Annotated in this window: 24 protein-coding genes; 17 read left to right on the top strand and 7 right to left on the bottom strand. The window is 40.1% G+C overall.

From position 1 onward, the window contains the following. Positions 1-121 precede the first annotated feature (121 nt). On the top strand, positions 122-913 hold the full coding sequence (locus tag JK635_RS23320; RefSeq protein ID WP_202656355.1) for an enoyl-CoA hydratase: 792 nt from the start codon (positions 122-124) through the stop codon (positions 911-913). A gap of 162 nt (positions 914-1,075) precedes the next feature. Here JK635_RS23320 and JK635_RS23325 read toward each other — a convergent pair whose 3' ends face one another. After that, positions 1,076-1,261, bottom strand: a complete 186-nt coding sequence (locus tag JK635_RS23325; RefSeq protein WP_202656356.1) for a YhzD family protein — start codon at positions 1,259-1,261, stop codon at positions 1,076-1,078. A gap of 118 nt (positions 1,262-1,379) precedes the next feature. Between JK635_RS23325 and JK635_RS23330 the strand changes: the two genes are divergently transcribed. The 6 genes from JK635_RS23330 to JK635_RS23355 all read left to right on the top strand — a co-directional run bounded on the left by JK635_RS23330 (position 1,380) and on the right by JK635_RS23355 (position 9,204). Beyond that, a complete protein-coding gene (locus JK635_RS23330) occupies positions 1,380-2,279 on the top strand; it encodes an ABC transporter ATP-binding protein (RefSeq protein WP_202656357.1) in 900 nt (299 codons plus the stop codon). Then, on the top strand, positions 2,272-3,525 hold the full coding sequence (locus JK635_RS23335) for an ABC transporter permease (protein WP_202656358.1): 1,254 nt from the start codon (positions 2,272-2,274) through the stop codon (positions 3,523-3,525). Before JK635_RS23330 ends, JK635_RS23335 begins: the two co-directional genes overlap by 8 nt. A 115-nt stretch (positions 3,526-3,640) precedes the next feature. Then, entirely contained in the window at positions 3,641-4,858 is a 1,218-nt protein-coding gene (locus JK635_RS23340) for a metallophosphoesterase family protein (RefSeq protein WP_202656359.1), read from the top strand. Positions 4,859-4,875: 17 nt separating this feature from the next. Next, entirely contained in the window at positions 4,876-7,869 is a 2,994-nt protein-coding gene (locus tag JK635_RS23345; RefSeq protein WP_202656360.1) for an ATP-binding protein, read from the top strand. Between the two features lie 98 nt (positions 7,870-7,967). Next, the gene (gene yhaM, locus JK635_RS23350; protein WP_202656361.1) at positions 7,968-8,912 is read left to right on the top strand and encodes a 3'-5' exoribonuclease YhaM; all 945 of its coding nucleotides are present in this window, start codon (positions 7,968-7,970) and stop codon (positions 8,910-8,912) included. Positions 8,913-9,015: 103 nt separating this feature from the next. Next, positions 9,016-9,204 carry a sporulation YhaL family protein gene (locus tag JK635_RS23355; RefSeq protein WP_202656362.1) on the top strand — a complete coding sequence of 63 codons (189 nt, stop codon included), beginning with the start codon at positions 9,016-9,018 and terminating at the stop codon, positions 9,202-9,204. A gap of 43 nt (positions 9,205-9,247) precedes the next feature. Here the strand turns inward: JK635_RS23355 and JK635_RS23360 are convergent, their stop codons facing one another. Next, complete coding sequence (locus JK635_RS23360; protein WP_202656363.1) at positions 9,248-10,123, bottom strand: peptidylprolyl isomerase; 876 nt, start codon at positions 10,121-10,123, stop codon at positions 9,248-9,250. A 222-nt stretch (positions 10,124-10,345) separates the two neighbouring features. Between JK635_RS23360 and JK635_RS23365 the strand changes: the two genes are divergently transcribed. Beyond that, a complete protein-coding gene (locus JK635_RS23365; protein WP_202656364.1) occupies positions 10,346-10,438 on the top strand; it encodes a YjcZ family sporulation protein in 93 nt (30 codons plus the stop codon). 75 nt (positions 10,439-10,513) lie between these two features. Here JK635_RS23365 and JK635_RS23370 read toward each other — a convergent pair whose 3' ends face one another. Next, positions 10,514-10,693, bottom strand: a complete 180-nt coding sequence (locus tag JK635_RS23370; RefSeq protein ID WP_202656378.1) for a hypothetical protein — start codon at positions 10,691-10,693, stop codon at positions 10,514-10,516. 184 nt (positions 10,694-10,877) lie between these two features. Between JK635_RS23370 and JK635_RS23375 the strand changes: the two genes are divergently transcribed. Continuing rightward, on the top strand, positions 10,878-11,216 hold the full coding sequence (locus tag JK635_RS23375) for a DUF1878 family protein (RefSeq protein WP_202656365.1): 339 nt from the start codon (positions 10,878-10,880) through the stop codon (positions 11,214-11,216). 8 nt (positions 11,217-11,224) lie between these two features. On the opposite strand, the gene JK635_RS23380 is transcribed toward JK635_RS23375, so the two are convergent. Beyond that, a complete protein-coding gene (locus tag JK635_RS23380) occupies positions 11,225-11,800 on the bottom strand; it encodes an HTH-type transcriptional regulator Hpr (RefSeq protein WP_202656366.1) in 576 nt (191 codons plus the stop codon). Between the two features lie 437 nt (positions 11,801-12,237). Between JK635_RS23380 and yhzF the strand changes: the two genes are divergently transcribed. Next, positions 12,238-12,429 (top strand): membrane protein YhzF, encoded by a 192-nt coding sequence (gene yhzF, locus JK635_RS23385; protein ID WP_202656367.1) that lies wholly within the window; start codon positions 12,238-12,240, stop codon positions 12,427-12,429. 59 nt (positions 12,430-12,488) lie between these two features. Here the strand turns inward: yhzF and JK635_RS23390 are convergent, their stop codons facing one another. Both JK635_RS23390 and JK635_RS23395 read right to left on the bottom strand, forming a co-directional pair. Beyond that, on the bottom strand, positions 12,489-13,016 hold the full coding sequence (locus tag JK635_RS23390) for a tryptophan transporter (RefSeq protein WP_202656368.1): 528 nt from the start codon (positions 13,014-13,016) through the stop codon (positions 12,489-12,491). Positions 13,017-13,156: 140 nt separating this feature from the next. Continuing rightward, positions 13,157-13,576, bottom strand: a complete 420-nt coding sequence (locus tag JK635_RS23395; protein WP_202656369.1) for an HIT family protein — start codon at positions 13,574-13,576, stop codon at positions 13,157-13,159. Positions 13,577-14,166: 590 nt separating this feature from the next. Between JK635_RS23395 and JK635_RS23400 the strand changes: the two genes are divergently transcribed. Together JK635_RS23400 and JK635_RS23405 are read left to right on the top strand one after the other, a co-directional pair. Further along, positions 14,167-14,907, top strand: a complete 741-nt coding sequence (locus tag JK635_RS23400; RefSeq protein ID WP_202656370.1) for an ABC transporter ATP-binding protein — start codon at positions 14,167-14,169, stop codon at positions 14,905-14,907. Next, positions 14,900-16,114, top strand: a complete 1,215-nt coding sequence (locus JK635_RS23405) for an ABC transporter permease (protein ID WP_202656371.1) — start codon at positions 14,900-14,902, stop codon at positions 16,112-16,114. The genes JK635_RS23400 and JK635_RS23405 overlap by 8 nt, the downstream gene beginning before the upstream one ends. Positions 16,115-16,209: 95 nt before the next feature. Here the strand turns inward: JK635_RS23405 and JK635_RS24550 are convergent, their stop codons facing one another. Then, positions 16,210-16,701 carry an antibiotic biosynthesis monooxygenase family protein gene (locus tag JK635_RS24550; protein WP_202656372.1) on the bottom strand — a complete coding sequence of 164 codons (492 nt, stop codon included), beginning with the start codon at positions 16,699-16,701 and terminating at the stop codon, positions 16,210-16,212. 208 nt (positions 16,702-16,909) lie between these two features. On the opposite strand from JK635_RS24550, the gene hemE reads away from it, so the two are divergent. The 5 genes from hemE (at position 16,910) to lplA (ending at position 24,423) form a co-directional block, all read left to right on the top strand. Continuing rightward, positions 16,910-17,956 (top strand): uroporphyrinogen decarboxylase, encoded by a 1,047-nt coding sequence (hemE, locus tag JK635_RS23415; protein WP_202656373.1) that lies wholly within the window; start codon positions 16,910-16,912, stop codon positions 17,954-17,956. A 166-nt stretch (positions 17,957-18,122) separates the two neighbouring features. After that, positions 18,123-19,058, top strand: coding sequence for a ferrochelatase (hemH, locus tag JK635_RS23420; protein ID WP_202656374.1), 936 nt, complete (start codon positions 18,123-18,125; stop codon positions 19,056-19,058). Between the two features lie 37 nt (positions 19,059-19,095). Then, entirely contained in the window at positions 19,096-20,538 is a 1,443-nt protein-coding gene (gene hemY / locus JK635_RS23425) for a protoporphyrinogen oxidase (protein ID WP_202656375.1), read from the top strand. Between the two features lie 179 nt (positions 20,539-20,717). Beyond that, positions 20,718-23,186, top strand: a complete 2,469-nt coding sequence (locus JK635_RS23430; protein WP_368857114.1) for a YhgE/Pip family protein — start codon at positions 20,718-20,720, stop codon at positions 23,184-23,186. Positions 23,187-23,433: 247 nt separating this feature from the next. Further along, positions 23,434-24,423: a lipoate--protein ligase gene (gene lplA, locus JK635_RS23435; RefSeq protein ID WP_202656376.1), complete on the top strand. Its 990-nt coding sequence runs from the start codon at positions 23,434-23,436 to the stop codon at positions 24,421-24,423. Positions 24,424-24,627: the final 204 nt, after the last annotated feature.

Below are 24,627 nucleotides of genomic sequence, written 5' to 3' on the forward strand. Positions count from 1 at the left end.
GGCAGGCATGTCCTTTGTCCTGTATGCGTTTCGATAAAAATTCGATATATTATGAAAGTTCATCCTTTTTTTGTTTGTTTCATATATAATAGAATTGAATATTTGTGGGAGGAGATAAAAAGTGTCAACCAATTTTGTAACCGATAAGGTAAATGTGAAGGTGGCTGGCCGAGTTGCAACCGTTGAGATGAATCGACCGGAAGCATTAAATGCCATGGATGTTGAGATGATCAGGGGATTAGTCACAAAGCTGAAAGAAATTAGTGAATCGGATGAAATTGATATTGTCGTGTTAACCGGAAAAGGAAGAGCTTTTTCCGCAGGCGGCGATATTAAAACAATGCTATCGAACATGGATCCCTCAGCGTTTTATCCAGTTATGGACTGTATTAGCGAACTTGTCGTTACCCTTTACAGCATTCCCAAGCTAACCATAAGTGCCGTTACAGGTGCTGCGGCTGGCTTAGGATTTAGTTTAGCATTGGCAACAGATTATATCATTGCTGACAAATCGAGCAAACTGGCAATGAATTTCATCGGTATTGGTTTGATACCGGACGGGGGAGCCCATTTCTTTTTAGAAAAAAGATTAGGTGAAACAAAGGCAAAGCAGATTATTTGGGATGGCAAAATGATGGGGGCAGAGGAAGCGCTTTCGCTTGGACTGATTCAAGAAGTTGCTGACGATGACCTTGAGACGGCCGTACATACGAGAGTAACCGATTGGTTAAACCGCCCTGTACAAGCCATGATTAGGACGAAAAAGATTTTAGCAGAGAAAAACCGGCCACAATTATTGAAGATTTTAGAACTAGAAAAACATGGTCAGCAGAAAATGCGTGAAACCCAGGATCATCAAGAGGGGATAAAGGCATTTATTGAAAAAAGAAAACCAACATTTATTGGGAAATAATAAGGCAGGGCGCATGTAATTCATGCGCCCGCTTTATGTCCAGCTCCAGCGCCAAGCCCCTCGAGGTCAAATAACCTTCTACCCAAAAAGTCAAAAAGCGGACTTTTAGGGTAGAAGAACATTTGCTTGTCAGGGATGATCGAGGCGCTTACGCTTTTCCTATTATGGATGGAAAAGCAACAGTTGGCCGCTTGGTGAGGTACAGCGGTGTGTTTTTTCCAATAAGTTTTTTTCAGCTAATAATTTTTCGCCTTGTTCCTTGGCCGCTTGATCGTTCTCTGCCTGGAAGGCCTCGTCAATTATCTTTTCGCCATTTGCTTCAAAAGCTGTTAATTTATAAGTTTTCATTCTGCATCCCCTTTTTTAAATAGATTGATACTATTATTTTTGCATAATTCACCAAATTGTGCAAAGGAAGTCGGCATAATATGGTATATTTTTAGGGAGAAGGAAAGGAGTGAGGGGCTTGGCTTTAGAGCTGAAACATGTGACTAAACGCTTTGGGCAATTTACGGCAGTGGATGATTTATCATTGGTCATACCAGAAAAAGAAATATTTGGTTTTCTTGGGGCAAACGGTGCCGGAAAAACGACTACATTCCGCATGATTTTGGGTCTGCTTGACCCGAGTGGTGGAGAAATCAGCTGGGAGGGGAAGCCATTAAACTATTCCACCAGTCATTTGGTCGGCTATTTGCCGGAGGAAAGAGGCTTATACCCAAAACTAAAGGTCCGCGACCAAATTGTTTACCTGGCAAGATTAAGAGGAATGACGAAGAACGAAGCACAGCAGGAATTAAAATTCTGGCTGGATAGATTTAGAGTTCCTGAATATGAGAATAAAAAGGTAGAAGAGTTATCAAAGGGGAACCAGCAGAAAATCCAATTTATTGCAGCTGTGATTCATAAACCAAAATTACTTATTCTCGATGAGCCGTTTAGCGGCCTTGACCCGGTGAACGTGGAACAATTAAAGGATGCAGTGCTTGCCTTAAAAGAAAATGGTACAACGATCGTATTTTCAAGTCATCAAATGCACCATGTAGAGGAGTTGTGTGAACACTTATGTATCATGCAGAAAGGCAAGCCGGTTGTCCATGGGGCATTAAAAGAAATTAAACGGGCATTCGGAAAAAAGAACCTGATCATTCATGGCGATTTTCCTTTGGAATCATTAAAGGATTTTCCTGGTGTGGTAAAGGCGAAGCCGACAATGGAAGGCATTCTTTTGCAAATTGAAGGGGAGAGCGTAGCCGAAGCGATTTTACAGGAAATCGTTGGAAAGGGATTCATCCGGAAATTCGCCCTCGAAGAGCCCTCTTTGAATGATATTTTTATCGAGAAAGTAGGTGCCTCCTATGAATAGTTTTTGGATTATTTTACTACATACCTACCTGACCAAATTAAAAAGCAAATCGTTTATTATCACCACCATATTGACGGTTGTTATTGTCCTGGGACTGACCAATATTCAAAACATTATCAATCTCTTTGACAAGGGCGGTGCAAAGGAGACCGTTGCAGTCTTGGATGAAACAGGTAAACTCTATGAGCCTTTGAAGCAGCAGCTTGCTGCGATTAATAAAGAGATTAAACTGACCATTTATTCTCATAATGAAAAGGAGGCGGAAAAAGCGGTGGCAGCCGGAGATTTTGATGCACTCATCCAGCTGCGGTTAAACCAGGAGCAGCTCCCAGAAGCTGTATTTAAAGCAAAGAGCATTGCGGACACCTCGTTATTCACTGATTTGCAAACAGGTTTACAGCAGCTGAAGACAACGTTTGCCGCCTCCAAACTAAATTTAACCCAGGCCCAGCTGACAAAACTGTATGAACCTGTCAATTTCAAAAAGATTGCCTTGGAGAAAAATGCCAAGACCGAGGAGGAACTGAATCAGGCTAGGGGACTCGTCTATTTCCTATTATTTATTATTTATTTCGCGGTCATCATGTATGCCAATATGATTGCGATGGAAGTGGCGACAGAAAAATCTTCAAGAGTCATGGAAATTTTAATTTCCAGTGTCTCGCCGATTAAACAAATGTTTGCCAAAATATTAGGGGTTGGATTATTGAGCTTGACACAGCTCGTGGTATTTTTGCTTGTCGGCTATTATTCGTTAAAAAGCAACATGAATTCATTTCAAGACGGCTTTTGGGATGTTTTTGGATTTGGAAATGTTCCAGTAATGACAATCATCTACGCTGTGGTGTTTTTTATTTTAGGCTATTTTCTTTATGCCACCCTTGCCGCCTTTTTGGGGTCGCTCGTCAGCCGGATTGAAGATGTCCAGCAAATGATTACCCCAATGACCTTATTAGTAGTGGCGGGATTTATGATCGCGATGTTTGGGCTTGGTAAACCGGATACTCCGTTTATCACGATCACGTCATATTTTCCTTTCTTCACACCAATGATCATGTTCTTAAGGGTCGGAATGCTCTCCATTCCAGCTTGGGAGACAATGCTCGGGATTGCCATTCTTGTCGCGACGATTATCGTGTTAGCCATATTTGGCGCCCGCGTCTATCGCGGTGGCGTGTTAATGTATGGTAAATCCAGCTCTTTTAAAGATATTAAAAAAGCACTGCAATTAACGAAAAATGAATAGGATTAAACAAAGCTCTGTCGTAAAGGCAGAGCTGTTATTAATTTTATCGGCAGAACGTGCATTCGTATTTACGGAATGTTACAATAGAGAAAAGTACTAATGAAAGGAAATTTTGATGAAAAAAATTTCGTTTATTCATGCCGCTGATTTGCACTTGGACAGCCCAATGGTTGGCCTGAAATTTTTGCCAGAAACGATTTTTACCAGGATAAAAGAGAGTACGTTCACCGCGCTAAGAAAAATTACCGCAACGGCGATTGAAAGAAAGGTTGATTTTGTGATTCTTGCCGGTGATTTATTTGATGGGGAGGATCGCAGCCTAAGAGCTCAATCCCGTCTCCGAAGGGAGATGCTCAAGCTTGAAGAAAATGGGATTCCTGTTTATGTCGTTCACGGTAATCATGATCATTTAAATGGCTCATGGATTGACCTTAAGATGCCGGCGAATGTCCATGTGTTTGGCAGCCAGGTAGAAATGAAAACATTATTTACAAAAACCGGAGCAAAGGTTCATCTTTATGGGTTTAGCTATCCGACTCGTCATGTTTTTGAGCGAAAAATCGATCAATTTCAGAAAATAGATGGGGGTGATTTCCATATAGGAATCCTCCACGGGAATGAAAGTTCAAGCTCGGAGCATGACAATTATGCTCCGTTTACAATCAAAGATTTACGCGAGAAAGAGTTTGACTATTGGGCGTTGGGTCATATTCATAAACGGACGACTTTATCGGAACATCCCCCGATCATTTATCCGGGCAACATCCAAGGAAGGAGCAGAAAGGAAGCCGGAGTTAAGGGTTTTTATCATGTCAGCTTAAGTCAGAACGGGGTGGAAATGTCGTTGATTGAATCCGCAGATATTATTTGGGAGGAAGCGGAAATTGATGTTTCTTCGGCGGGAAGCTTTTTTGAAGTATTTCAATTATGCCGGGAAGAAATGAATCGGTATCGCAAGGATAAAATTGGCACACTGTTGACTGTTTATTTGAAAAATATCAACTTAGAAGATGATCAAGAAAATAAAAGTATTCATGACGAACTTGTGGAGCTTCTTTTAGAAGAAGAACTAGAGGAAGAGTCCTTTGTTTGGATCGTTGATCTCCAAATTTCCGAAAGTAAATCAACGGATAAGGAACAGTTGGCGACAGAAGCCGGTTTCTATGCGGAACTTTTTCATACGCTTGATCACTACAATAACTTTGATCATGCCTTAGCGCCCCTTTACCGACATACGTTAGGACGAAAATATACGGTTCCACTGTCCCGGGGTGAACAGCGAGAGGTATTAAAAAAAGCTGAGAAGCTGCTGCTTAATCTGCTGAACAAATAGAAAGGAGTGCCTGCTGTTTGAAAATTATCGCATTGCACATTTATGGCTATGGTCAATTAGCTGATGTTAAAATCGACAACCTGGCTGAATTTCAAGTATTCTTTGGTGAAAATGAGGCCGGTAAATCGACGATCATGGCCTTCATTCATGGAATATTATTTGGCTTTCCGACAAAACAACAAGCAGAACTGCGTTATGAACCGAAACATCATACCAAGTATGGCGGCAATATTCGAATTTTTCACGACGAAATGGGGTACGCCTCGATTGAGCGGGTAAAGGGAAAGGCTGCCGGTGACGTGAAAGTCGTTTTGGACAATGGTACGATCGGTGGTGAAGAGCTGTTAAAGGAATTGCTCGGCAATCTTGACAAGAACTTGTTTCAAGCAGTTTTTTCTTTTAATTTGCATGGACTGCAAAACATTCATCAGATGAAAGGAGAAGATATCGGGAAATTTCTCTTTTCTGCCGGTACATTAGGAACGGACCAATTGGCAAAAACAGAAATTTGGCTGCAAAAGGAGCTTGATTCCCGTTTTAAACCAAGCGGAAAAAAACCCGTTTTGAATGAAAAACTGCAAGCACTTCATGAACTGAAGTCTGAATTAAATAAGGCTGCCGCCAAGAATAAGGAATATGAAGAGTTAGTTACAATAAGAGAGAATCTCGAGCAGGAAATCAAGCAAGTTAATGGAATACTGGGAGATTTGCAGCACAAGAAGGAAAAGCTGAATGAATGGATCAGAATTGAGGCAATTGTTAAACAGGAAAAGAAAGTTATGAAAGAATTGGAAGATTTGGGGGAGATGCAGTCCTTTCCGGCTCGCGGTATTGAGCGGCTGGAAAAATTAACTGAGCTTTTGCCACCTTACCGCGCCCAGCTCAGCAGTTTGCAAGAGCGAATGAAACAGATAAGGCATGAGCTAGAAACGATTGATCCGAACGATTCCTTCCTAGAAGCAGAACCTGAACTGCTGTCACTGATTGACCAAGTTCCGATTTATGAGCAATTAAAGCTTGAAAAACAACAGTGTGAAACGAAATTTCGAGAGCTGGAGGACAAGCTGTTAGAGATAAGAGATAAGCTTCATTTTTCATTATCTGAAGAAGAGATTGTTAAAATGAATACAAATATACATATGAAGCAACAAGTTGAACTTGTTGCGCAAAAAACAAAAAAGCTCATCGAGGTAAAGGAGGAATTGGAGAATCAGTATCAGGAGGAGAAAGAAGCATTAGAAGATCTTGAACAGAAGATTCAACAGCTTGAAAACCTATGTTTACCTAAGCAGGAAAGAATACTTCTTGAGGAACAATTGGCAGAGGGTAAGGATAAACAGAGCATCGAAAATGAATTAAAGCATACAAGAGAAAAAATGGAATTCTATCAAATTGCCATTGAACAGCAAAAAAAGGCAGCAGGCCGACAAAAACAGCAGTATATCTTGTTTGCCGTCATCCTTTTGGGGCTTACCATGTATGGAGTCTATACTAAGCAATGGTTATTAACAGTGCTTGGCGTGGTAGCAATGGTTGTGATGGCCGTCTTCCTCGTTCAAAGTTCAAAGTCGGCAAAGGAAAGGAATGTTGACCAACAGCTGAAGGTATTGCAAGAAAAAGAGCAACAATTAATAGAAAGGCTTAAAGCAGCGAAGTATTTCGATTTCCAGAAGATTGAGGAACAATTACTCCGTGACCAAGAGCGGCAGGAACAGCTTAAATTGTTAGGCTTTCAATTGGAACAGCAGCAGGAACAATTTGAAAAAGTAATTGCAAAATTTGAAGAATGGGAGCTCCAATCTTCCCTAAATAAGAACCAGCTGCGAGATTTGAGCAAGGAGTTAAACATCCCTGAAAAAATGGCAAAGGATTTCTTACTTGAGGCTTTTCAGTTGATTGAACAGCTTAAGTCAATTGTGAGGGAGAAGCAGCATTTGCTAAAAAGGCTTGATGAGATTACCCGGCAGCAAGCGAGGATAGAGGCAGGACTTAATTCGTTTGTCCAACGCTATTTGCCGGAAAAAGGTACAAGCCTGCAGCAATCAGCCTATTTACTGCGGAATAAGCTCAAGGAGGAACATGAAAAGCAAATAAAACGTCGGGAAAAGCAAGCAAAGCTAAGCGAACTGGAAGCCGAATGGCAACAAAAAAATCAAGAGCATGAGCACTTGCAGATGGAGTACAACCGGCTTATTACGTCAGCAAATGTTGAAACAGTTCAGCAGTTCTATGAACTTGGGGAGAAAAGCGAAAAACAGATGAAGCTACAAGAACGCTTGGTATCATTACAGGAACAGCTAAAATACTCGATTCTTTCCGAGCGGGAACGGGAGGAATTTTTACAACTTCAATTAGATCGAGCATCATTGTCAGAATACAATCAGGAAACGCAGCGTTTACGGGCTGAATTGAAAGCCCTCCATGAGGAACAAGCAGCTACAAATTATGAGATTCAGGTGCTTGAGGAAGGCGGAGTTTATTCTGATCTATTACATCAATTCAAACAAAGAAAATATGAGTTTAATCAAGACGTGAAAGATTGGGCTGTACTAGCCATTGCCCAGGATATCCTGATGAAAACAATAGATACCTACAAAAATGTTCATTTACCAAAAATGCTAACAAAAGCTCAGGAGTTTTTGGCCTTCTTGACAAATGACAGGTATCTGCAGATCTATCTTAATCCTTCAGGGAGCGGATTTCTGGTAGAGAGCAAGGATGGAACCATATTTGAAGCGAATGAATTAAGTCAAGCAACAACAGAACAGTTATATGTATCCATCAGGCTGGCACTTGTGACAACCCTTTATGAAAATTACAAGCTGCCGCTCATCATTGATGATAGCTTTGTAAATTTTGATGCCGGAAGAACACAAAAAGTCATGGAGCTGCTGCGAAGGCTAAACGGAAATCAAATTTTGTTTTTTACCTGTCATGCTCATTTATTACCGTTATTTTCTAAAGAAAATATTTTGTCACTGGAAAAAGGTACTGTTCAGATAATGTCATAGGCTAATAGGTGTTTCCCGCCTTAACGGGCAGTAAAGGCCCCGCTGATGGAAGTTTCACTTTATGCTATACTCTTAATATGGGAAAGGACGTGAAAAGGTTGGCAAAAGGGATCGCTTATTATGAAGTCGGAGAACAAATAGAATTGTATTTTTTGATTAAAAGTTCAACAAAAGGAATTGCCAGCAATGGAAAACCGTTTTTAACATTAATCTTGCAGGACAAAAGTGGGGAAATCGAGGCGAAGCTTTGGGACGTGGGAGAAGAGGAAGAAAAGAAGTATGCCGCGCAAAATATTGTCAAAATCCTCGGTGATGTGCAAAACTATCGTGGGAAAAACCAGTTGAAAATTCGTCAGATCCGCCGGTCTGGTCCGATGGATGGTGTTAGAATTGAGGACCTGCTTGAAACGGCTCCGCTTAGCCAAGAAGAGATGGTTAGCAAGCTGACACAATATATTTTTGAAATGAAAAACCCTAACATCCAGAGGATCACTCGTCATCTTATCAAGAAACATCAAAAAGCGTTCTTGGAGTATCCAGCGGCGACAAAAAATCATCATGAGTTTGTTTCCGGCTTGGCCTATCACGTTGTCAGCATGCTTGATCTGGCAAAGGCGATTGCTGGACTATACCCAAGCCTTGATAAGGACTTGCTGTATGCCGGGATCATTCTGCATGATATGGGCAAGGTGATTGAACTGTCAGGACCAGTTTCCACGGTTTATACGCTTGAAGGAAATTTGCTTGGTCATATTACCATTATGATAAATGAGATTGGTAAAGCTGCTGAGGAGTTGGGAATTACTGGTGAAGAGGTGTTAATTCTGCAGCACCTGGTGCTCAGTCACCATGGGAAAGCGGAATGGGGCAGTCCTAAGCCACCTTTAATTAAGGAAGCGGAAATACTTCATTATATTGATAATTTAGATGCAAAAATGAACATGCTAGATCGGGCGTTAGAGCGGGTGAAACCAGGCGAATTTTCAGAGCGTATTTTTGCTTTGGATAATCGTTCCTTTTACAAACCGATATTTCATAAATGAGACAGCCTTTCGCGGGTTGTCTTTTTTTGGGTCTATTTTCTGCTCTTCAAGCATATGATGTTATCAAAAATTGTGGACAACCATTAATAGGGAGGAAAAGAAATTGACGATTCCAATTTGGATATATGCAGTTGTCGCTGGCATTGTCATAAGCGCATTGATGGCAATTAAAACAGGCCGGGAAGAGCGGCAGCTAGAAATGGAAAACATCGAGCGGGAAGGAGAAATCTACATGAAACGTTTGGAAAAAGAAAAAGAAATGCGAAAAGAAGTAAAGGCAACAAGTGAATAATAAAAAGCGGAAGCGCCCACATGAAGGGCGCTTTTCACTTATCTTATTGGCCAGCAGTTGTTGTTTGGGTTTTTAAAGCATCTTTTAAATCTTTATCGGTTATCTTTACATTGGCAGCTTTCATTTCCCGTTCCATGGCCTTGTTGATATCATCGTTTGTTAATTTTGAGGATTTTACCTCATATTCAATCTGTTGTTTCATTTCATTATAAGGTTTTTTCTCTTTTTTCTCGGTCACTTGAATGATATGATAACCGAATTGTGTTTTAACAGGTGCGCTGATTTCATTGACTTTAAGGGCATAAGCGGCCTTTATAAAGTCTTTATCAAATTGGCCGGCATTTTGGTTGTTGATTATGCCTAAATCACCGCCCTCTTTTGCAGAGACAGTATCTGTAGATTCTTTTTTCGCCACATCTTCAAACTTTTTGCCGGATTTGAGTTGGTTCTCAACGTCTTTGGCTGTTTTTAAATCTTTCACAAGGATATGCCGGACTTTGATGTCTGTCTTATAGTTATTATAGTAATCCTTTAATTCTTTCTCGGTTACCTTAATATCCTTCATTGCTGCTTTTTCCTGCAACATGCCAAGCTTTAAAGTGCTTTTTAAATCATTTTCACTTTGATACCCATATTGCGCCAGTGCAGCTTCAAAATTGCTGCCCAGGTCTGCTTTCAGCTGCTTAATTTTATCATTTACATCTTTATCGGATACTTTGTACTTCTTCGAAAGTACTTTTTCATAAATCAGCTGTTGTAAAGCTTTGTCGCCAACCTTCTCCTTCATGGCGTTGTAAAGTTCTTCCTGGGTTACGTCTCCTGCTTTGCTTTGCGCTATTGTTTCTGAACCGGATTGATTACATGCACTCAAAGCAAGAACCCCACCGGCCAAAGTTAAGGCTAAAATCCATTTTTTCATGTTTTAAATCTCTCCTACATTGTAAATTCATATGGGCGCTTGTCCATATGCTCTACTATAACATAAATGGGAACCACTGCAAAAATATAAGCCATTAAAATGTTCTTTTGTAAATTGCCAAAAATGAATCATGACTATTCCACCAAAAATAAGGAAAGTGCCTAGTCGAAAATAAAGACAAATGAATAGTATAAGGTAGAAAAAGAAAAAGGAGGTTATAAAATGACTGCTGCAGGTGGATACGGTGCAGGTTTTGCGTTAATCGTAGTCCTCTTCATCCTATTGATTATCGTTGGGGCTGCTTGGATTTGGTAATGAAAAAAAGCGATGGGATTCTCCTCATCGCTTATATTTTTAATCTCGAACATTCTCCCATGAAATCTCAAGCCATTATGTATATAAAATTTCCAGGTACGAAGAAATCAACAGGATTGTAATCAGAACATTTATGGTTCGAAACACTTTATGTTGCCGTTCTTCGGGAATTTCCTTTTGAATACATAGCGTTGAGGTCATTTTATTGACATAAAACAAAATAAAAATGGCGAAGACAATAAAAATGGAGATCATCATGGATTCCCTCCCTTTAACGTGGTATCCTTTATAAGATACCAAAAATTATCAAAAAAAGATAGTCATTAAAATAGTAGACTGTCAGATTTTTGGATTAATTCTTTTTCTTCATTTAAGGTATACCTCTCAAAAAATAAGTGAAAATAAAACAGGATTAAATGTTTGGAATGAGGGATATGACATGAATGATTTTAATATTCTGATGGAAAAGATTCAGCTACTTGAGTTCCACCAACAGCTTTTATTAGAGCTAATTAGTAATCCCAACTTGGAATTTTATAAACTCATAGTTGAAAAGGGCATTTCCAAACATGAAATGGAAAGGTTCTATCGGTTATGTCATGAATTAAATAATAAAATGGAAGAACAAAAAGCGGAAGGGTTTGTTACGTTCCATCCGCTTTTCACAGAATTATCTGCGGCAATGCCGGCTGGCCTGAAGACAAATGATGTTGTGCGAGCATGCCTGGCGCAAAAAATTTATGAACCACTTTTTAAGGAATTTGCCAGATACCTTTAATGTATCGTCTAGGCTAATTCCTGTTCGGATTTTTCAGGCTTTTTAAGCGTCCCATCTTCTTCAACAAATCCATTTTCAATATTATTGAAACATCGTTCGAAAATTTCCATGAAATCGTCTCCATAAATATTGCGGACAATTGCCATCATTTCAATGATCTCAGGAAACTTTCCATATAAATCTCTTAATGGTAAAGCTCCGGAAAAGACAGCGTATTCATCCGGTTTGTATGTCTCCATCAGTTGAACTAAAATTTTCTCACCTTCAGCTGTTAGCTGAATGTAAGTATTACGCTTGTCATTTTCTCTTTTTGAAAATTTTAGCAACCCCCTCTCTTCTAATTTTTTCGAAAAATTAAAAGCCGTTGAGACATGCATAACCCCGAATTTTGCAACATCCGATATGGAAGCGCCATTTAAATGATAGGCAATCCATAATATATGATGTTCATTGATATTCAAATCAAAGGGTTTAATCCATTGCTGCCAATCTTTTTCAATTGATTTCCATAAGGCCTTGCTTAATTGTGCTATTCTCTGGCTAAACAGCATCGCTTCCTTCATCGAATATTGTTTCTCTGTCATCCCCATTTTCACCTACTTTTTTTTGTCCAGCTCCAGCGCCTAGTCAGTTTTCATCCCCGATTTATCTTCGTCGAGTATCTTGCGAAAAGCTGTAGCTTTAAGCAGCTCGAGGTCACAAGCCAATCCGTCCAAAAGGTTAAAAAGCAACCTTTAGGTCGGCTTGTCTTGTGCTTGTCGGGACTAACCAAGGCGCTTGCGCTTTTCTTTTTCTCTACTATCATTATGCCAATAAAATAAAAATTAATAAAGATATAAATTCACAAAATTTTTAGAAATTGGAATTTTTTTTTGAAAACATTAAAGTTTTTATTGCATTTTTGCAAACATTTTGTATAAGGATTTGGGAAGATCACAACCTTGTTCATATGTGTGGACGATTATTCATATAAATAGTTACAGCATGGAGGGGATTCATGATCCTAGCAGGGGGGCAGTAAATGAAGAGTGTAACCGTGATTTTTTATATTGTGAGTGCAATTTTTTTATTAGGATCGGTAAACTATTTTATAGCTTTAAAAAGACCGGGAGTATATCCGCCTAAACAGCTTTTAAAAAGCAGAGCAGCTGTGCTTGCAGGGGGTGGGGGGATATTTCTCATAATCGCACTAATATTTTCGTATATTTCCTAAATCAATTAAGAAAAAGAACCCTTGGAATAGGGTTCTTTTTCTTAAAGGCCCCCCGCGAATTATTTTTCAATCACGGAAGCTGTTGATATTCTTGTTCTTTTAAAGATTGATTGCGCGATTGGATACACAACCACCATTACGACAGCATTGATGGCCATTGCCGGTAAAACTCCTGCAGCAAACAGTACTGTGAATGCAGCTGGCAAGCCGACAATTAAGTAGGCAGCCGTTAAAAAGACCGTACCAGATACAAGTGTTCCAACGGCAGATAAGACTGCAACACTAATCACATTGCTGCGGAATTTCTTTAATGCTAAAAATAATCCAAAGAATACTAAAGCTGTTATCGGCTTATCAATCATATTAGGAATTTGTCCTCCCGGGAATCCGGTTGTTAATCCAGATAACACGCCAGTTACAATGCCCAGAAGCAGGACACTTTTTATTTCTGGAATCAACACGATCCCTAAAAACATCATTGCCAGCATCATGTCCGGTTTAATTCCAAAGAAACTAGGCGTAATGGTGTGTAGGACTACGCCAATTCCCGCTAAAAGTGATAAAATAACAAGGTTTTTCGTATTCATTGCTCATCTCTCCTCTGCTTTTCTCAAACTATTGTTTCTTCTGCAGTGCCCTGAATGCCTGCAGCAAAAAACTTATTTTCATTATAGCATATGACGATATTAGTAATAAAGATATAATTTTCGGAAAAATTTATTTGTCATCATAGATGTTTGGCAATACCGGCAGCCATCTCGGCCAGCTTTTCTGCTGTATAGTCGCTTTGATTATTTTTCCAAACAGCGCCAAAGCCATCACCGGAACCATACCGTGGGATCAAATGAAGGTGGAAATGAAACACAGATTGTCCGGCTTTTTCTCCGTTATTATTAACAGCATTTAAACCGATCGGATTGAATTCTGTCTTTAAGGCATTGGCGATTTTTGGAACAACCTCAAAAATATTGCTGGCCATTTCCGGTGTCAACTCGAACAAGTTTTCTTTATGTACCTTTGGAATGACCAGGGTATGTCCTTTCGTAACCTGGCTGATATCCATAAATGCCAAAACATGCTCATTTTCAAATACTTTTGCTGCCGGGATTTCTCCCTTGACAATTTTGCAAAAAATACAATCGCTCATTGATTACACAGCCTTTCGAGTTAATTTTGTCTTATTTTACCATGATTTAGCTAAAATAAAAAGACAGGATCCAAATGGAATCCTGCCTCTCGAAGGGGAACTGCTTCAAAATTGACGTTCAATCAGGAATGTTGTTTGTTTGATAAACACCTCATTTGACCAGTTAGTGTTTTTGATCATGAAACAACATTATTGTTCAAGCTGACCATCCCCTAATTGTTTTTATCGGTTTACACACCTTTAAAAACGGATGATGTCTGCGATAAACACCTCATTTAAAGTTTATTCGTTATAAACTATTGGTGTTATATGAACACAAAATGGTTAGTTCGCACATTGTACAATACAACCATCCCCTTGTTATTGAAACGTTTTGTGAAGCTACTCTGGATTGAAACGGATATTGTCTTTTGTAGACACCTCATTTCAACTGAAGGATGAAATTTCTTCATCAAGTGACTTTCCCCTTCAGAGAATAGGATGTCCTGTTCGAGGCTAAATATACAAACCAAATGGCAAATGTGAATTTCTATTTTTCTTAGGAACAATTTGTTAAAATAACAGTATCATGCAGAGGAAGGACGTTATCCATGGCTTTATTATCGATTGAAAATCTTGTCGGCGGCTATACAAGAAACCCAGTGTTAAAGGATATTTCATTTGCGGTAAATGAACATGAAATTGTCGGCTTGATTGGGTTAAACGGGGCTGGAAAGAGTACGACCATTAAGCATGTTATTGGCTTAATGGAACCGCATAGTGGATCTGTAAAGATTAATGGGAAAAGTTTTACGGATGACAAAGAAGCCTATCGGCGGATGTTCACCTTCGTCCCGGAAACCCCCGTGTTATACGAAGAACTTACATTAGAGGAGCATTTACGTCTGACCGCGATGGCCTATGGGTTGGACGAAGCATCATACAAAGAGCGGATTTCCCCACTGTTGGCAGAATTTCGCATGGAAAAGCGGCTGAATTGGTTTCCAGCCCATTTTTCCAAAGGGATGAAGCAGAAAGTAATGATTATGTGTGCCTTTCTTGTGCAGCCGTCTCTATATATTGTCGATGAGCCGTTTGTTGGGCTTGATCCGCTAGGTATCCAATCATTGCTCGATTTAATGAGAAAAGTGAAAGAAAATGGAGCGGGTATTCTGATGTCAACCCATATTTTAGCAACGGCAGAAAAATATTGCGACCGCTTTGTTATTTTACATGAAGGGAAAATACGAGCAAAAGGCACGCTAAATGAACTAAGGGATGAGTTTAGGATGCCTGAAGCCTCACTTGATGATATCTATATCCAATTAACAAAGGAAGAAAAATATGTTTGATGATAAAAACTTATGGCGTAAGCGGGCAGGCGGCCGGGTAAAGGAGTTAAGCAGGTATTTAAAGTATATTTTGAATGGCCATTTTGTGATTGTGTTATTATTTCTGATTGGAACGGCATCCTTTTATTATCAGAAATGGCTGGAAACCTTACCGGCAGATTTTCCTGCCGAGGAAATGATTGCCCTGATCATTGGTTTATTTCTTACTTACAGTCCTGTTTATAATTTTTTGGTGGAAGCAGACAAAGTATATTTAATTGTCGTTGAAGACAAGCTGAAAGGTTACTTCCTTCGTTCCGGTGTGGCAAGCCTTGTTTTTCAAGGATATATCCTGTTGCTTGTGCTTGCTGTTCTGATGCCAATGTATGCCCAGGTGAACGACAACGGCTTTGGCTTGTTTTTACCATTTCTGCTTGTCCTTTTAGTCGTAAAGGGTTGGAATTTAGCGGCAAAATGGCGAATTCTTTATTTTGTTCAGCTGTCTGTCCATAGGTGGGATATGGTCGTACGCTATTTCATCAATGGCACCTTTACATATTTGTTGTTAAAACAGGCCAATCTTATCATTCTGCTAGTCATAGGAATAGTGATGCTGCTTTATTATCACTCCTTTTATTTGCGAACAAGTAAAATGGGGTTAAAATGGGACATGCTTATTGAACAGGAAGAAAAACGGATGGGCTCATTTTACCGGCTGGCCAACATGTTTACTGATGTGCCTACTATTAAGGAGACAGTAAAACGAAGAAAATATCTTGATTTCTTGCTCGGTCGGATAAAATTTTCTCAGGATCATACCTTTTTGTATTTATTTTCACGGGCGTTTTTACGTTCTTCTGATTATTTAGGGTTATTTGTTCGGTTGACGGTGATTGGTTCTTTGGCCATCTATTTTATCTCGTTTGGTCCGGGGCAGATTTTGCTTAGTTTGTTATTTTTGTATCTAACCGGGTTTCAATTGCTTCCACTCATGAAACATCACCAAAACAAGCTTTGGATCGACTTGTATCCGGTAGCAGCCAAGTATAAACAAGCGGCCTTTCACACTATGCTGATGATTATTCTATCTATTGAAGCAGTGCTATTTGCTCTACTGATTCTGCTAAAAGGGGAGGCCACTGCTGCGCTGCTCAGTTTTACAGCAGGACTGCTATTTAATTATCTATTTGTTTATTATTACAGTAAAAATCGCTTAAAGACACTTTAAAATTCAAGGCAAACAGCCCCGGACTTCTTCGTCCGGGGCCGCGCCCCAAATATGCCCGAAACAGTGATTCCCGGGCTCTATCTGTCTGAAAGCAGCTATTCCGAAATCAAATATTTTCTTACGTATGAGGAGCTTTCAAAAATTTTAGGTTGCCCGTCATCGCCAAATCCTTTATCTTTCAAGTCAAAAAATGAGTTGGAGTTCTGCCATTTATTAAATGCTGCTTCGCTTTTCCAAACGGTCATGATGATGTATGTATTCGAGGATAATGGGCGCAGAAATCTTAAGGCAGCAAGACCTTCCGCTTTTTCAACCAAGGGTACCTGCTTCTTTATTAGGTGTTCAAATAACGGTCGCCCTTCCTCCGTAACAGGAATGTTATTCATCACCGCAAATCCTTCTTTTTTTATTTCACCGCTTGCGGCAATTGCCTCATACCTGCGCGGTTGTTTAAATACAGTCGGACCGCTTGTTTCATGGAACAATAAGGCCTCACTTTGATTAACCAGTGTGATCATTTCATCAGGGTACTTGGCTTCGATCTTTTTTAAATAGTCAAACGTGCCTGTTGTTAGATAGACGTTCACGGAATCACCCCTCCCAATTTATTTTTACCTTATATTTTATGCTAAAAAAGGAAAGAAAAACGACATTTTTTTGACAATTTATCGGGTTTTCTATACATAATTTGGAATCATCGCTATAGTAAAAAGAGTATGCCTAAAAAGTTTTTAAAATTCACTATAATAGATTAAAATAAAAAGCAGTATGTCGTTGAAAGGTGGACTGTATCGAATGTCAAAACAAATAAATGAAACATTCTTAAAAGCAGCCAGGGGGGAGAAAACAGATTATGTTCCTGTTTGGTACATGCGCCAGGCCGGCCGTTCGCAGCCGGAGTATCGCGAGATTAAAGAAAAATATTCGTTGTTCGAAATCACGCACCAGCCGGAATTATGTGCTTATGTGACCCGTCTGCCTGTTGACCAATATCATGTTGATGCGGCGATTTTATATAAAGATATTATGACACCGCTTCCCGCGATGGGGATGAATGTGGAAATTAGAGGCGGGGTTGGACCGGTTATTGATAATCCGATTCAATCTCTGGCTGATGTGGAAAAATTAACGGAAATTCATCCGCAGGAAGATATTCCATACGTATTAGATACGATTAAATTGTTAACACAAGAACAATTATCCGTACCATTGATTGGGTTTTCAGGAGCGCCATTTACACTGGCCAGTTACATGATTGAAGCAGGCCCATCAAAGAATTATAACAAGACAAAGGCCTTTATGCATACAGAACCCAAAGCTTGGTTTGCCTTAATGGATAAACTAGGGGATATGGTGATTACATATGTGAAGGCACAGATTGGAGCCGGAGCAAAAGCGATTCAAATTTTTGATTCATGGGTGGGCGCACTGAATGTAGAGGATTATCGTTACTTTATTAAACCAACCATGAACAGAATCTTTGCAGCCTTAAGAACAGAAAATGTTCCGCTCATTATGTTTGGTGTTGGGGCTAGCCACCTTGCACTTGAGTGGAATGACCTGCCGCTTGATGTTGTCGGCTTGGATTGGCGCCTGCCGATTGCCAAGGCAAGGGAAATGGGGATCCATAAAACGGTACAGGGCAATCTTGATCCGGCTATTTTGCTGGCGCCTTGGGAGGTTATTGAAAAAAAGGCTAAAGCCATTTTAGACCAGGGAATGGCTCAAGACGGTTATATCTTTAACTTGGGTCATGGAGTGTTCCCTTCCGTTAAACCGGAGACCTTAAAAAGATTGACGGCGTTTGTTCATGAATATTCTGCTGCCAAGCTTGGCCGCTAATCTTTGTTCAAGTACTATCATTGGTAATCCCGATTATTTTTTGGCAAAATAAAATGAGTTGTTTGAAATCAGGGTCATAGAGACCGCGTTTTAGGGAATGTTTGCGGCGGCTTTTGATCCTTTTTTGAAATAGACGATGAGTTAAGTTGATAAAGAGGTGCAATGGATGACAAAAAAGAAAATCGGCTTGCTGGTAATGGCCTATGGTACCCCCTACGCATCAGAAGACTTGGAGCGTTATTATACCCATATCCGCCATGGTCGCAAACCATCAGTGGAAATGATAGAGGATCTCCGTAATCGGTATGAAGCAATTGGCGGGATTTCACCACTAGCCAAAATTACCCGGGAGCAAGCAGAAAAGCTTGAAGAGCATCTAAATAAAATTCAAGATGAGATTGAGTTTAAAATGTATCTCGGCTTAAAACATATTGAGCCATTTATTGAGGATACGGTTAAACAAATGCATGAAGACGGGATTGAAGAAGCGGTCAGCATTGTGTTGGCTCCGCATTTTTCAACCTTCAGTGTGAAATCGTATAATGGCAGGGCGGTAGAGGAAGCAGCGAAATTAGGCGGTCGTCTGAAGATCACCACCATCGACAGCTGGTATGATGAGCCGAAATTTATTACATACTGGGCAGACAAGATCAGCCAAATTTTCACACAAATGCCGGATGACGAAAAAGAACAGGCTGTGTTAATCGTCTCGGCACACAGCCTGCCGGAGAAAATTCTCCAGTTTGGTGATCCATATCCTCGGCAGCTTCAGGAAACGGCAGATATGATTGCAAAACAAGCAGGGGTAAAAAATTATGTAGTGGGCTGGCAAAGTGCAGGAAATACCCCGGAGCCATGGCTGGGACCTGATGTCCAAGATTTAACCCGGGATTTATATCGGGAGCACCAATATAAGGCGTTTGTCTATGCTCCTGTCGGCTTTGTCTGTGATCATTTGGAAGTGCTCTATGACAACGATATTGAATGCAAAGCGGTGACGGATGAATTAGGTGTAAATTACTATCGCCCGGAAATGCCCAATGCCAAGCCGGAATTTATTGAACTTATAGCAACGGTTATTTTGAAAAAAATGAATGGTTAACCATACTAACGAAATTTAACGGAAGAGGGTGAAGTCCGTGGCGGAGAAAAAGCAGAAGGTTGTAATTATTGGTGGAGGTGCTGCCGGTTTGACAGCGGCCTATTATCTCCAAAAGGAAGTAAAAGAAAACAATCTTCCTATTGATATACAGCTTGTTGAGGCCTCACACCGTCTCGGAGGTAAAATGCAAACCGTTGTCAGAGACGGTTTCACGATTGAGAGAGGACCGGATTCGTTTTTAGCGAGAAAAACCAGCATGATCCGTTTAGCAGAGGAAGTGGGAATGGCAGACCAGTTAGTTCATAATTCCACGGGTAAATCTTATGTTCTTGTAAGAGGAAAACTGTACTCCATCCCTGGCGGTTCTATTATGGGGATACCAACGGAAGTCGGCCCTTTTATCACAACTAATTTATTCTCCATTCCCGGTAAGCTTCGGGCTGCCGCTGATTTTATTTTACCGCGTACGGAAAGCGGTAAGGATCAGTCTCTGGGGGGATTTTTTCGCAGAAGATTGGGCGACGAAGTGGTTGAGAATTTAATTGAACCATTATTATCGGGAATTTATGCCGGTGATATTGATCAAATGAGTTTAATGAGCACTTTCCCGGAATTTTATGAGGTCGAACAGAAATACCGCAGCTTAATTATCGGCATGAAGAGAAATAAGCCGCCGAAACCGAAAGAGCCTGTTGTTAAAGATAAAACAAAAGGGGCTTTTCTTACTTTCAAATCCGGATTGCAGTCGTTTGCCGAAGCCATTGAAAGTAAATTAGACCCGAACATGATTTTAAAAGGTCACAGGGTTGAGACAATCACTAGGTCAAATGATCAATATCAGCTTTCGCTTAATAATGGAGATACAATGGAGGCGGACTGTATCATTGCGGCCACGCCACACAAGGCAACGCAAGCGATATTCTCTAATTATCGCTTTTTCGACCCCTTTAAATCGGTTCCATCGACCTCGGTTGCCACGGTAGCGATGGCATTTCCGGAAGAAGCTATCACAAAAGACATTAACGGTACCGGATTTGTTGTATCAAGAAGAAGTGATTATTCCATTACCGCTTGTACCTGGACACATAAAAAATGGCTTCATTCTGCTCCAAAAGGGAAAGCCTTGCTGCGCTGCTATGTCGGCAGAGCAGGGGACGAAACGATTGTCGATCTTTCTGATGATAAAATCGTCCAAATCGTCTTGGATGATTTAAACAAGACAATGGATATTACGATGAAACCTGATTTTACCGTTATCTCCCGCTGGAAAAATGCGATGCCGCAATATACAGTCGGCCATAAAGAGCGGCTGGCGGCCATTCTGGACAAGATGGAGACCGAACTCCCAGGTGTATTTTTGGCAGGCTCTTCCTATCGCGGCGTTGGTGTTCCTGATTGTGTGGATCAAGGGGAAGCGGCCGTTCAAAATGTACTAAACTACCTAAATATCGCTAATTCTTCAAAAACAGCTGTTCATTGATAAACAGCTGTTTTTTTCACTTGCCAACGGTGGAAAATGGAGGTATACTCTTGTAGTATAAAAATGACTAAAATGTTCATATGGTCAATTTAGGAGACAGTCAAATGAGCAATTTTTATTTTTTTAGTAAAGTATGACCAAATGAATAAATTAGTCAATAATGAACAAAGGAGGTATCAGTGTTGAGAAACGGCCTGTTAAAGCAAGAGTTACTTGCGATAATAACAAATAAAAAAGTCTTAATTCCCATTATCGCCGTTTTATTTATCCCGGTTTTATACGCAGGAATGTTCCTTTGGGCATTCTGGGATCCATACGGAAAAATGGATAAGCTGCCGGTTGCCGTTGTCAATAGTGACACGGGGGCAACAATGGACGGAGAGCATCTGAAGCTGGGAGATGATCTTGTCAAGAAATTAAAGAAAAGCAAGGATTTCGGCTATAAAATCGTCAGCAGAGAAGAGGGCTATAAGGGACTCAATAATCAAAAATATTACATGCTAATTGAAATTCCTAAGGATTTCTCGGAAAATGCAACAACGTTAATGGACAAAAATCCAAAGAAATTGGAATTGGTTTATGTTCCAAATGAAGGCTTCAACTTCCTTTCCGCCCAAATAGGCGGCACGGCTGCAGAAAAAATCAGAACGGCTGTCTCCGAAAAAGTAACGGAAACATATGCCGAAACGATTTTTGATAAAATCAGCGATGTAGCATCTGGTTTCCATCAAGCAAGTGATGGAGCCGGAAAATTGAGCGACGGCTCCAAGGATTTGGATAAAGGCGCCAAGGATTTAAACAATGGACTAAAGACACTGGCAGAGAAATCGATTGAGTTTAACAATGGTGTCAAATCGGCTGATTCCGGGGCAAATAAACTGGCTTCAGGTTCTAATGATTTATATAATGGCCTCAAAACCCTGGCTGAAAAATCGATCGAATTCAATAATGGAATGCAATCGGCCGACTCCGGTGCTGGTAAACTGGCATCCGGCTCTACCAAACTAAAACAAGGGTTAGCGGAAGCAGACTCCAAAATGCCGCTGTTAATTGACGGGACAAAGGCTGCAACAGAAGAAATCAAAACTAAGCTTCCGAAGGGCATTGCAGCTGAGATTGGCAGCCAGCTTTCTGGAAGTGTTGACAAGCTAAATGGCGGTATTGACGAATTTAAGACAGCATTAGGTAAACAGATTACTACTCAAATGTCTGAACAAATGTCAGAGCAAATTGCTGAACAAATGTCGCAGCAAATCGCCGCCCAAACAATTGGACAGTATAATCAACAAAAAGAAAAGATGACTCAACTGGCTCAAACGCTAATTAAGACTGCTAATTCTCCGGAACAAGCTCAGCAAATACAAGCAATTTTTCAATCAGCTCTGCAGCAGCCGATCCCAACCCAGGAGGAATTGCAGCAACAATTGCAAAAACAAATGCAGGGGCAGCTTAAAGAACAGTTAAAAAGTGGAATTCCTGCTAAACTGGGCCCTGGTTTAGATAAAGGATTTGAACAATTTAAAACCGAGGTTGATAAGCAGTTGCTTGGTGCAACAGCAGGTTTGGATACAAAAATTAAAGCCAAAACAGATCCTGTTTTTGATCAGTTAGCTAATGGCTTAAATGCTAAACAAACTGAGTTACAGAATGGAATCCATCAGCTATATTTAGGTTCAAAAGATTTAAACAGCGGGGCAAGTGATTTGTCATCCGGGATGAACAAACTTGCCGCAGGTACAACTGCGATGCTGTCGGGTGAAGATCAATTGCTATTGGGTTCTAATCAATTGAAATTGGGTGCATTCGATCTTTCCAAGGGTATAGGCCAATTAACCACAGGTGCCGGTGCACTTACCTCCGGAGCAGGAAAATTGGCAGATGGATCCGGTCAATTGCAAGACGGTACAACAAAGTTAACCGATGGGGCCACCGAGCTAGCTGATAAATTGAAAGACGGATCAAAAGAAGTAGCTAAAGTAAAAGCTGATGATAAGACCTATGATATGATGGCAAAACCGGTAAAACTTGATAAGGAAGAAGTAAACCGCGTGCCAAACTATGGTTCAGGATTCACACCATATTTCCTTTCATTAGGGTTATTTGTTGGCGCCCTTGTATTAACCATCGTGTTCTCGATTCGTGAACCAATTATCACGCCGAAAAACGGGTTTACCTGGTTTGGCAGTAAGTTTACTATTTTAGCAAGTTGTGGACTTATTCAGGCCCTGGTTGCGGATGCTATTATTCTTGGACCATTAGGTCTTCATGTCCAAAGCGTACCTAAATTTATTCTATTTTCGATTATTACAAGTTTAGTATTTATTACCTTAATTCAGTTTCTTGTTACCTTATTCGGTGATGTCGGTCGTTTCTTGGCAATCTTAATCTTAATCTTCCAATTAACGACGAGTGCCGGAACATTTCCGCTTGAATTAATCCCGAATTTCTTGCAGCATTTTAACGCATTTCTGCCTATGACTTACACAGTTCAAGGCTTTAAGGCTGTCATATCAAGCGGAGACTTTAGTTATATGTGGCATAATTTCATGATTCTAGCAGGTTATGTGCTTGCCTTTGCTGGCTGTACATTAATCTACTTAACCATGAGACATCATGTGAAATATGGTCATTTAACAGAAGAAAATTAACTTTGATCAAACCAGCCATCACATTTGAATTGGCTGGTTTTTTTCTGCTTTAATATGGTTACAGTGGTATTAGACATAATAAGAAAAATGCTCGTAATACTGAAGCGGGTCAGCTCATCCTTACGCATCTGCCGGACTATGGTGACTTGGCTGAGCTGTTGAAACAGGCATCCTCCGAATATCATGGTATAATTAGGCTTGCTGAAGAATTTGCTTCAATTTCAATATAGAAGGGGATTGGAATTTTATGTTGTTTATCGATAACAAAGGTATAACAGACCCGCGTATTAATTTGGCAATTGAGGAATATGCGTTAAAAAATCTAGATATTAATCAAACGTATTTTTTGTTTTACATAAATGAACCATCGATTATTATCGGTAAGAACCAAAATACGATTGAAGAAATTAATACGGAATATGTTGAGAAAAACGGAATCCATGTGGTCAGACGTTTATCAGGCGGTGGAGCGGTTTACCATGATTTAGGAAATTTGAATTATAGTTTTATTACAAAGGATGATGGCGAATCTTTCCATAACTTTCGCAAATTTACCGAACCGGTCATTGCTGCTTTGAAAAAATTGGGTGTTAATGCTGAGCTTAGTGGACGTAATGATATTGAAGTGGGCGGCAGAAAGATTTCTGGCAATGCCCAGTTTTCCACGAAAGGCAGAATGTTTAGTCATGGTACACTGATGCTGAATTCTGAAATGGAAAATGTTGCTGCAGCCTTAAAGGTTAAAAAAGAAAAAATAGCATCAAAGGGCATTAAATCAGTTCGCAGCCGGGTTGCCAACATTTCTGAGTTTTTAGAGAAGAAAATAAGTATTGAAGAATTTCGGTCCTTCCTGTTAAGAAATATTTTTGACGGTCAGCAGGAAATACCGGAGTATGTTTTAACAGAAGAGGATTGGACGAAAATTCACGAGCTTTCCAAAGAGAGATACCAAAGCTGGGATTGGAATTATGGAAAATCACCAAAATTTAATTTGCAACGGTCTCACCGTTTTCCGGTTGGAACGATTGATGTCCGTCTGGAAGTAAATAAAGGAATGATTGAAAACTGTAAGATTTATGGTGACTTCTTTGGGATTGGCGACGTAAGTGAGATCGAAGCGAAGCTGACAGGTATCCGGTATGAAAAGGGTGAGATAGAAAAGGCACTTGCTGACATGGATACAACTTATTATTTTGGAAATGTATCAAAACAAGAATTAATGAACTTAATATATTGATCACGGTCGAAATAAGAGCACCTCAAATGGGTGCTTTTATTTTTGGCAAATCTTTATTAATCCAAATAAATTTTATCTGTATGAGTAAAATTAATGTGGGCAAAATTTAACCCCTTCATTTGGTGAGGGATTGTCAGATCGCTCACCAAATAAAGGGGCCACCAAGCGAAAGCGCGGTAGTGTTCTAAGCTAAATACATGAAAA

This window comes from Neobacillus paridis, assembly GCF_016765675.1.
Lineage (GTDB): Bacteria > Bacillota > Bacilli > Bacillales > Cytobacillaceae > Neobacillus > Neobacillus paridis.

Coding starts and splice junctions, on each gene's coding strand:
- JK635_RS23335 (WP_202656358.1), top strand. CDS start 2,272: ATGAATAGTTTTTGGATTATTTTACTACATACCTACCTGACCAAATTA.
- JK635_RS23395 (WP_202656369.1), bottom strand. CDS start 13,576: ATGAGCGATTGTATTTTTTGCAAAATTGTCAAGGGAGAAATCCCGGCA.
- JK635_RS23390 (WP_202656368.1), bottom strand. CDS start 13,016: ATGAATACGAAAAACCTTGTTATTTTATCACTTTTAGCGGGAATTGGC.
- JK635_RS23365 (WP_202656364.1), top strand. CDS start 10,346: ATGACTGCTGCAGGTGGATACGGTGCAGGTTTTGCGTTAATCGTAGTC.
- JK635_RS23380 (WP_202656366.1), bottom strand. CDS start 11,800: ATGACAGAGAAACAATATTCGATGAAGGAAGCGATGCTGTTTAGCCAG.
- JK635_RS23375 (WP_202656365.1), top strand. CDS start 10,878: ATGAATGATTTTAATATTCTGATGGAAAAGATTCAGCTACTTGAGTTC.
- JK635_RS23340 (WP_202656359.1), top strand. CDS start 3,641: ATGAAAAAAATTTCGTTTATTCATGCCGCTGATTTGCACTTGGACAGC.
- JK635_RS23360 (WP_202656363.1), bottom strand. CDS start 10,123: ATGAAAAAATGGATTTTAGCCTTAACTTTGGCCGGTGGGGTTCTTGCT.
- lplA (WP_202656376.1), top strand. CDS start 23,434: ATGTTGTTTATCGATAACAAAGGTATAACAGACCCGCGTATTAATTTG.
- JK635_RS23370 (WP_202656378.1), bottom strand. CDS start 10,693: ATGATCTCCATTTTTATTGTCTTCGCCATTTTTATTTTGTTTTATGTC.
- hemH (WP_202656374.1), top strand. CDS start 18,123: ATGACAAAAAAGAAAATCGGCTTGCTGGTAATGGCCTATGGTACCCCC.
- JK635_RS23405 (WP_202656371.1), top strand. CDS start 14,900: ATGTTTGATGATAAAAACTTATGGCGTAAGCGGGCAGGCGGCCGGGTA.
- yhzF (WP_202656367.1), top strand. CDS start 12,238: ATGAAGAGTGTAACCGTGATTTTTTATATTGTGAGTGCAATTTTTTTA.
- JK635_RS23325 (WP_202656356.1), bottom strand. CDS start 1,261: ATGAAAACTTATAAATTAACAGCTTTTGAAGCAAATGGCGAAAAGATA.
- hemE (WP_202656373.1), top strand. CDS start 16,910: ATGTCAAAACAAATAAATGAAACATTCTTAAAAGCAGCCAGGGGGGAG.
- JK635_RS23400 (WP_202656370.1), top strand. CDS start 14,167: ATGGCTTTATTATCGATTGAAAATCTTGTCGGCGGCTATACAAGAAAC.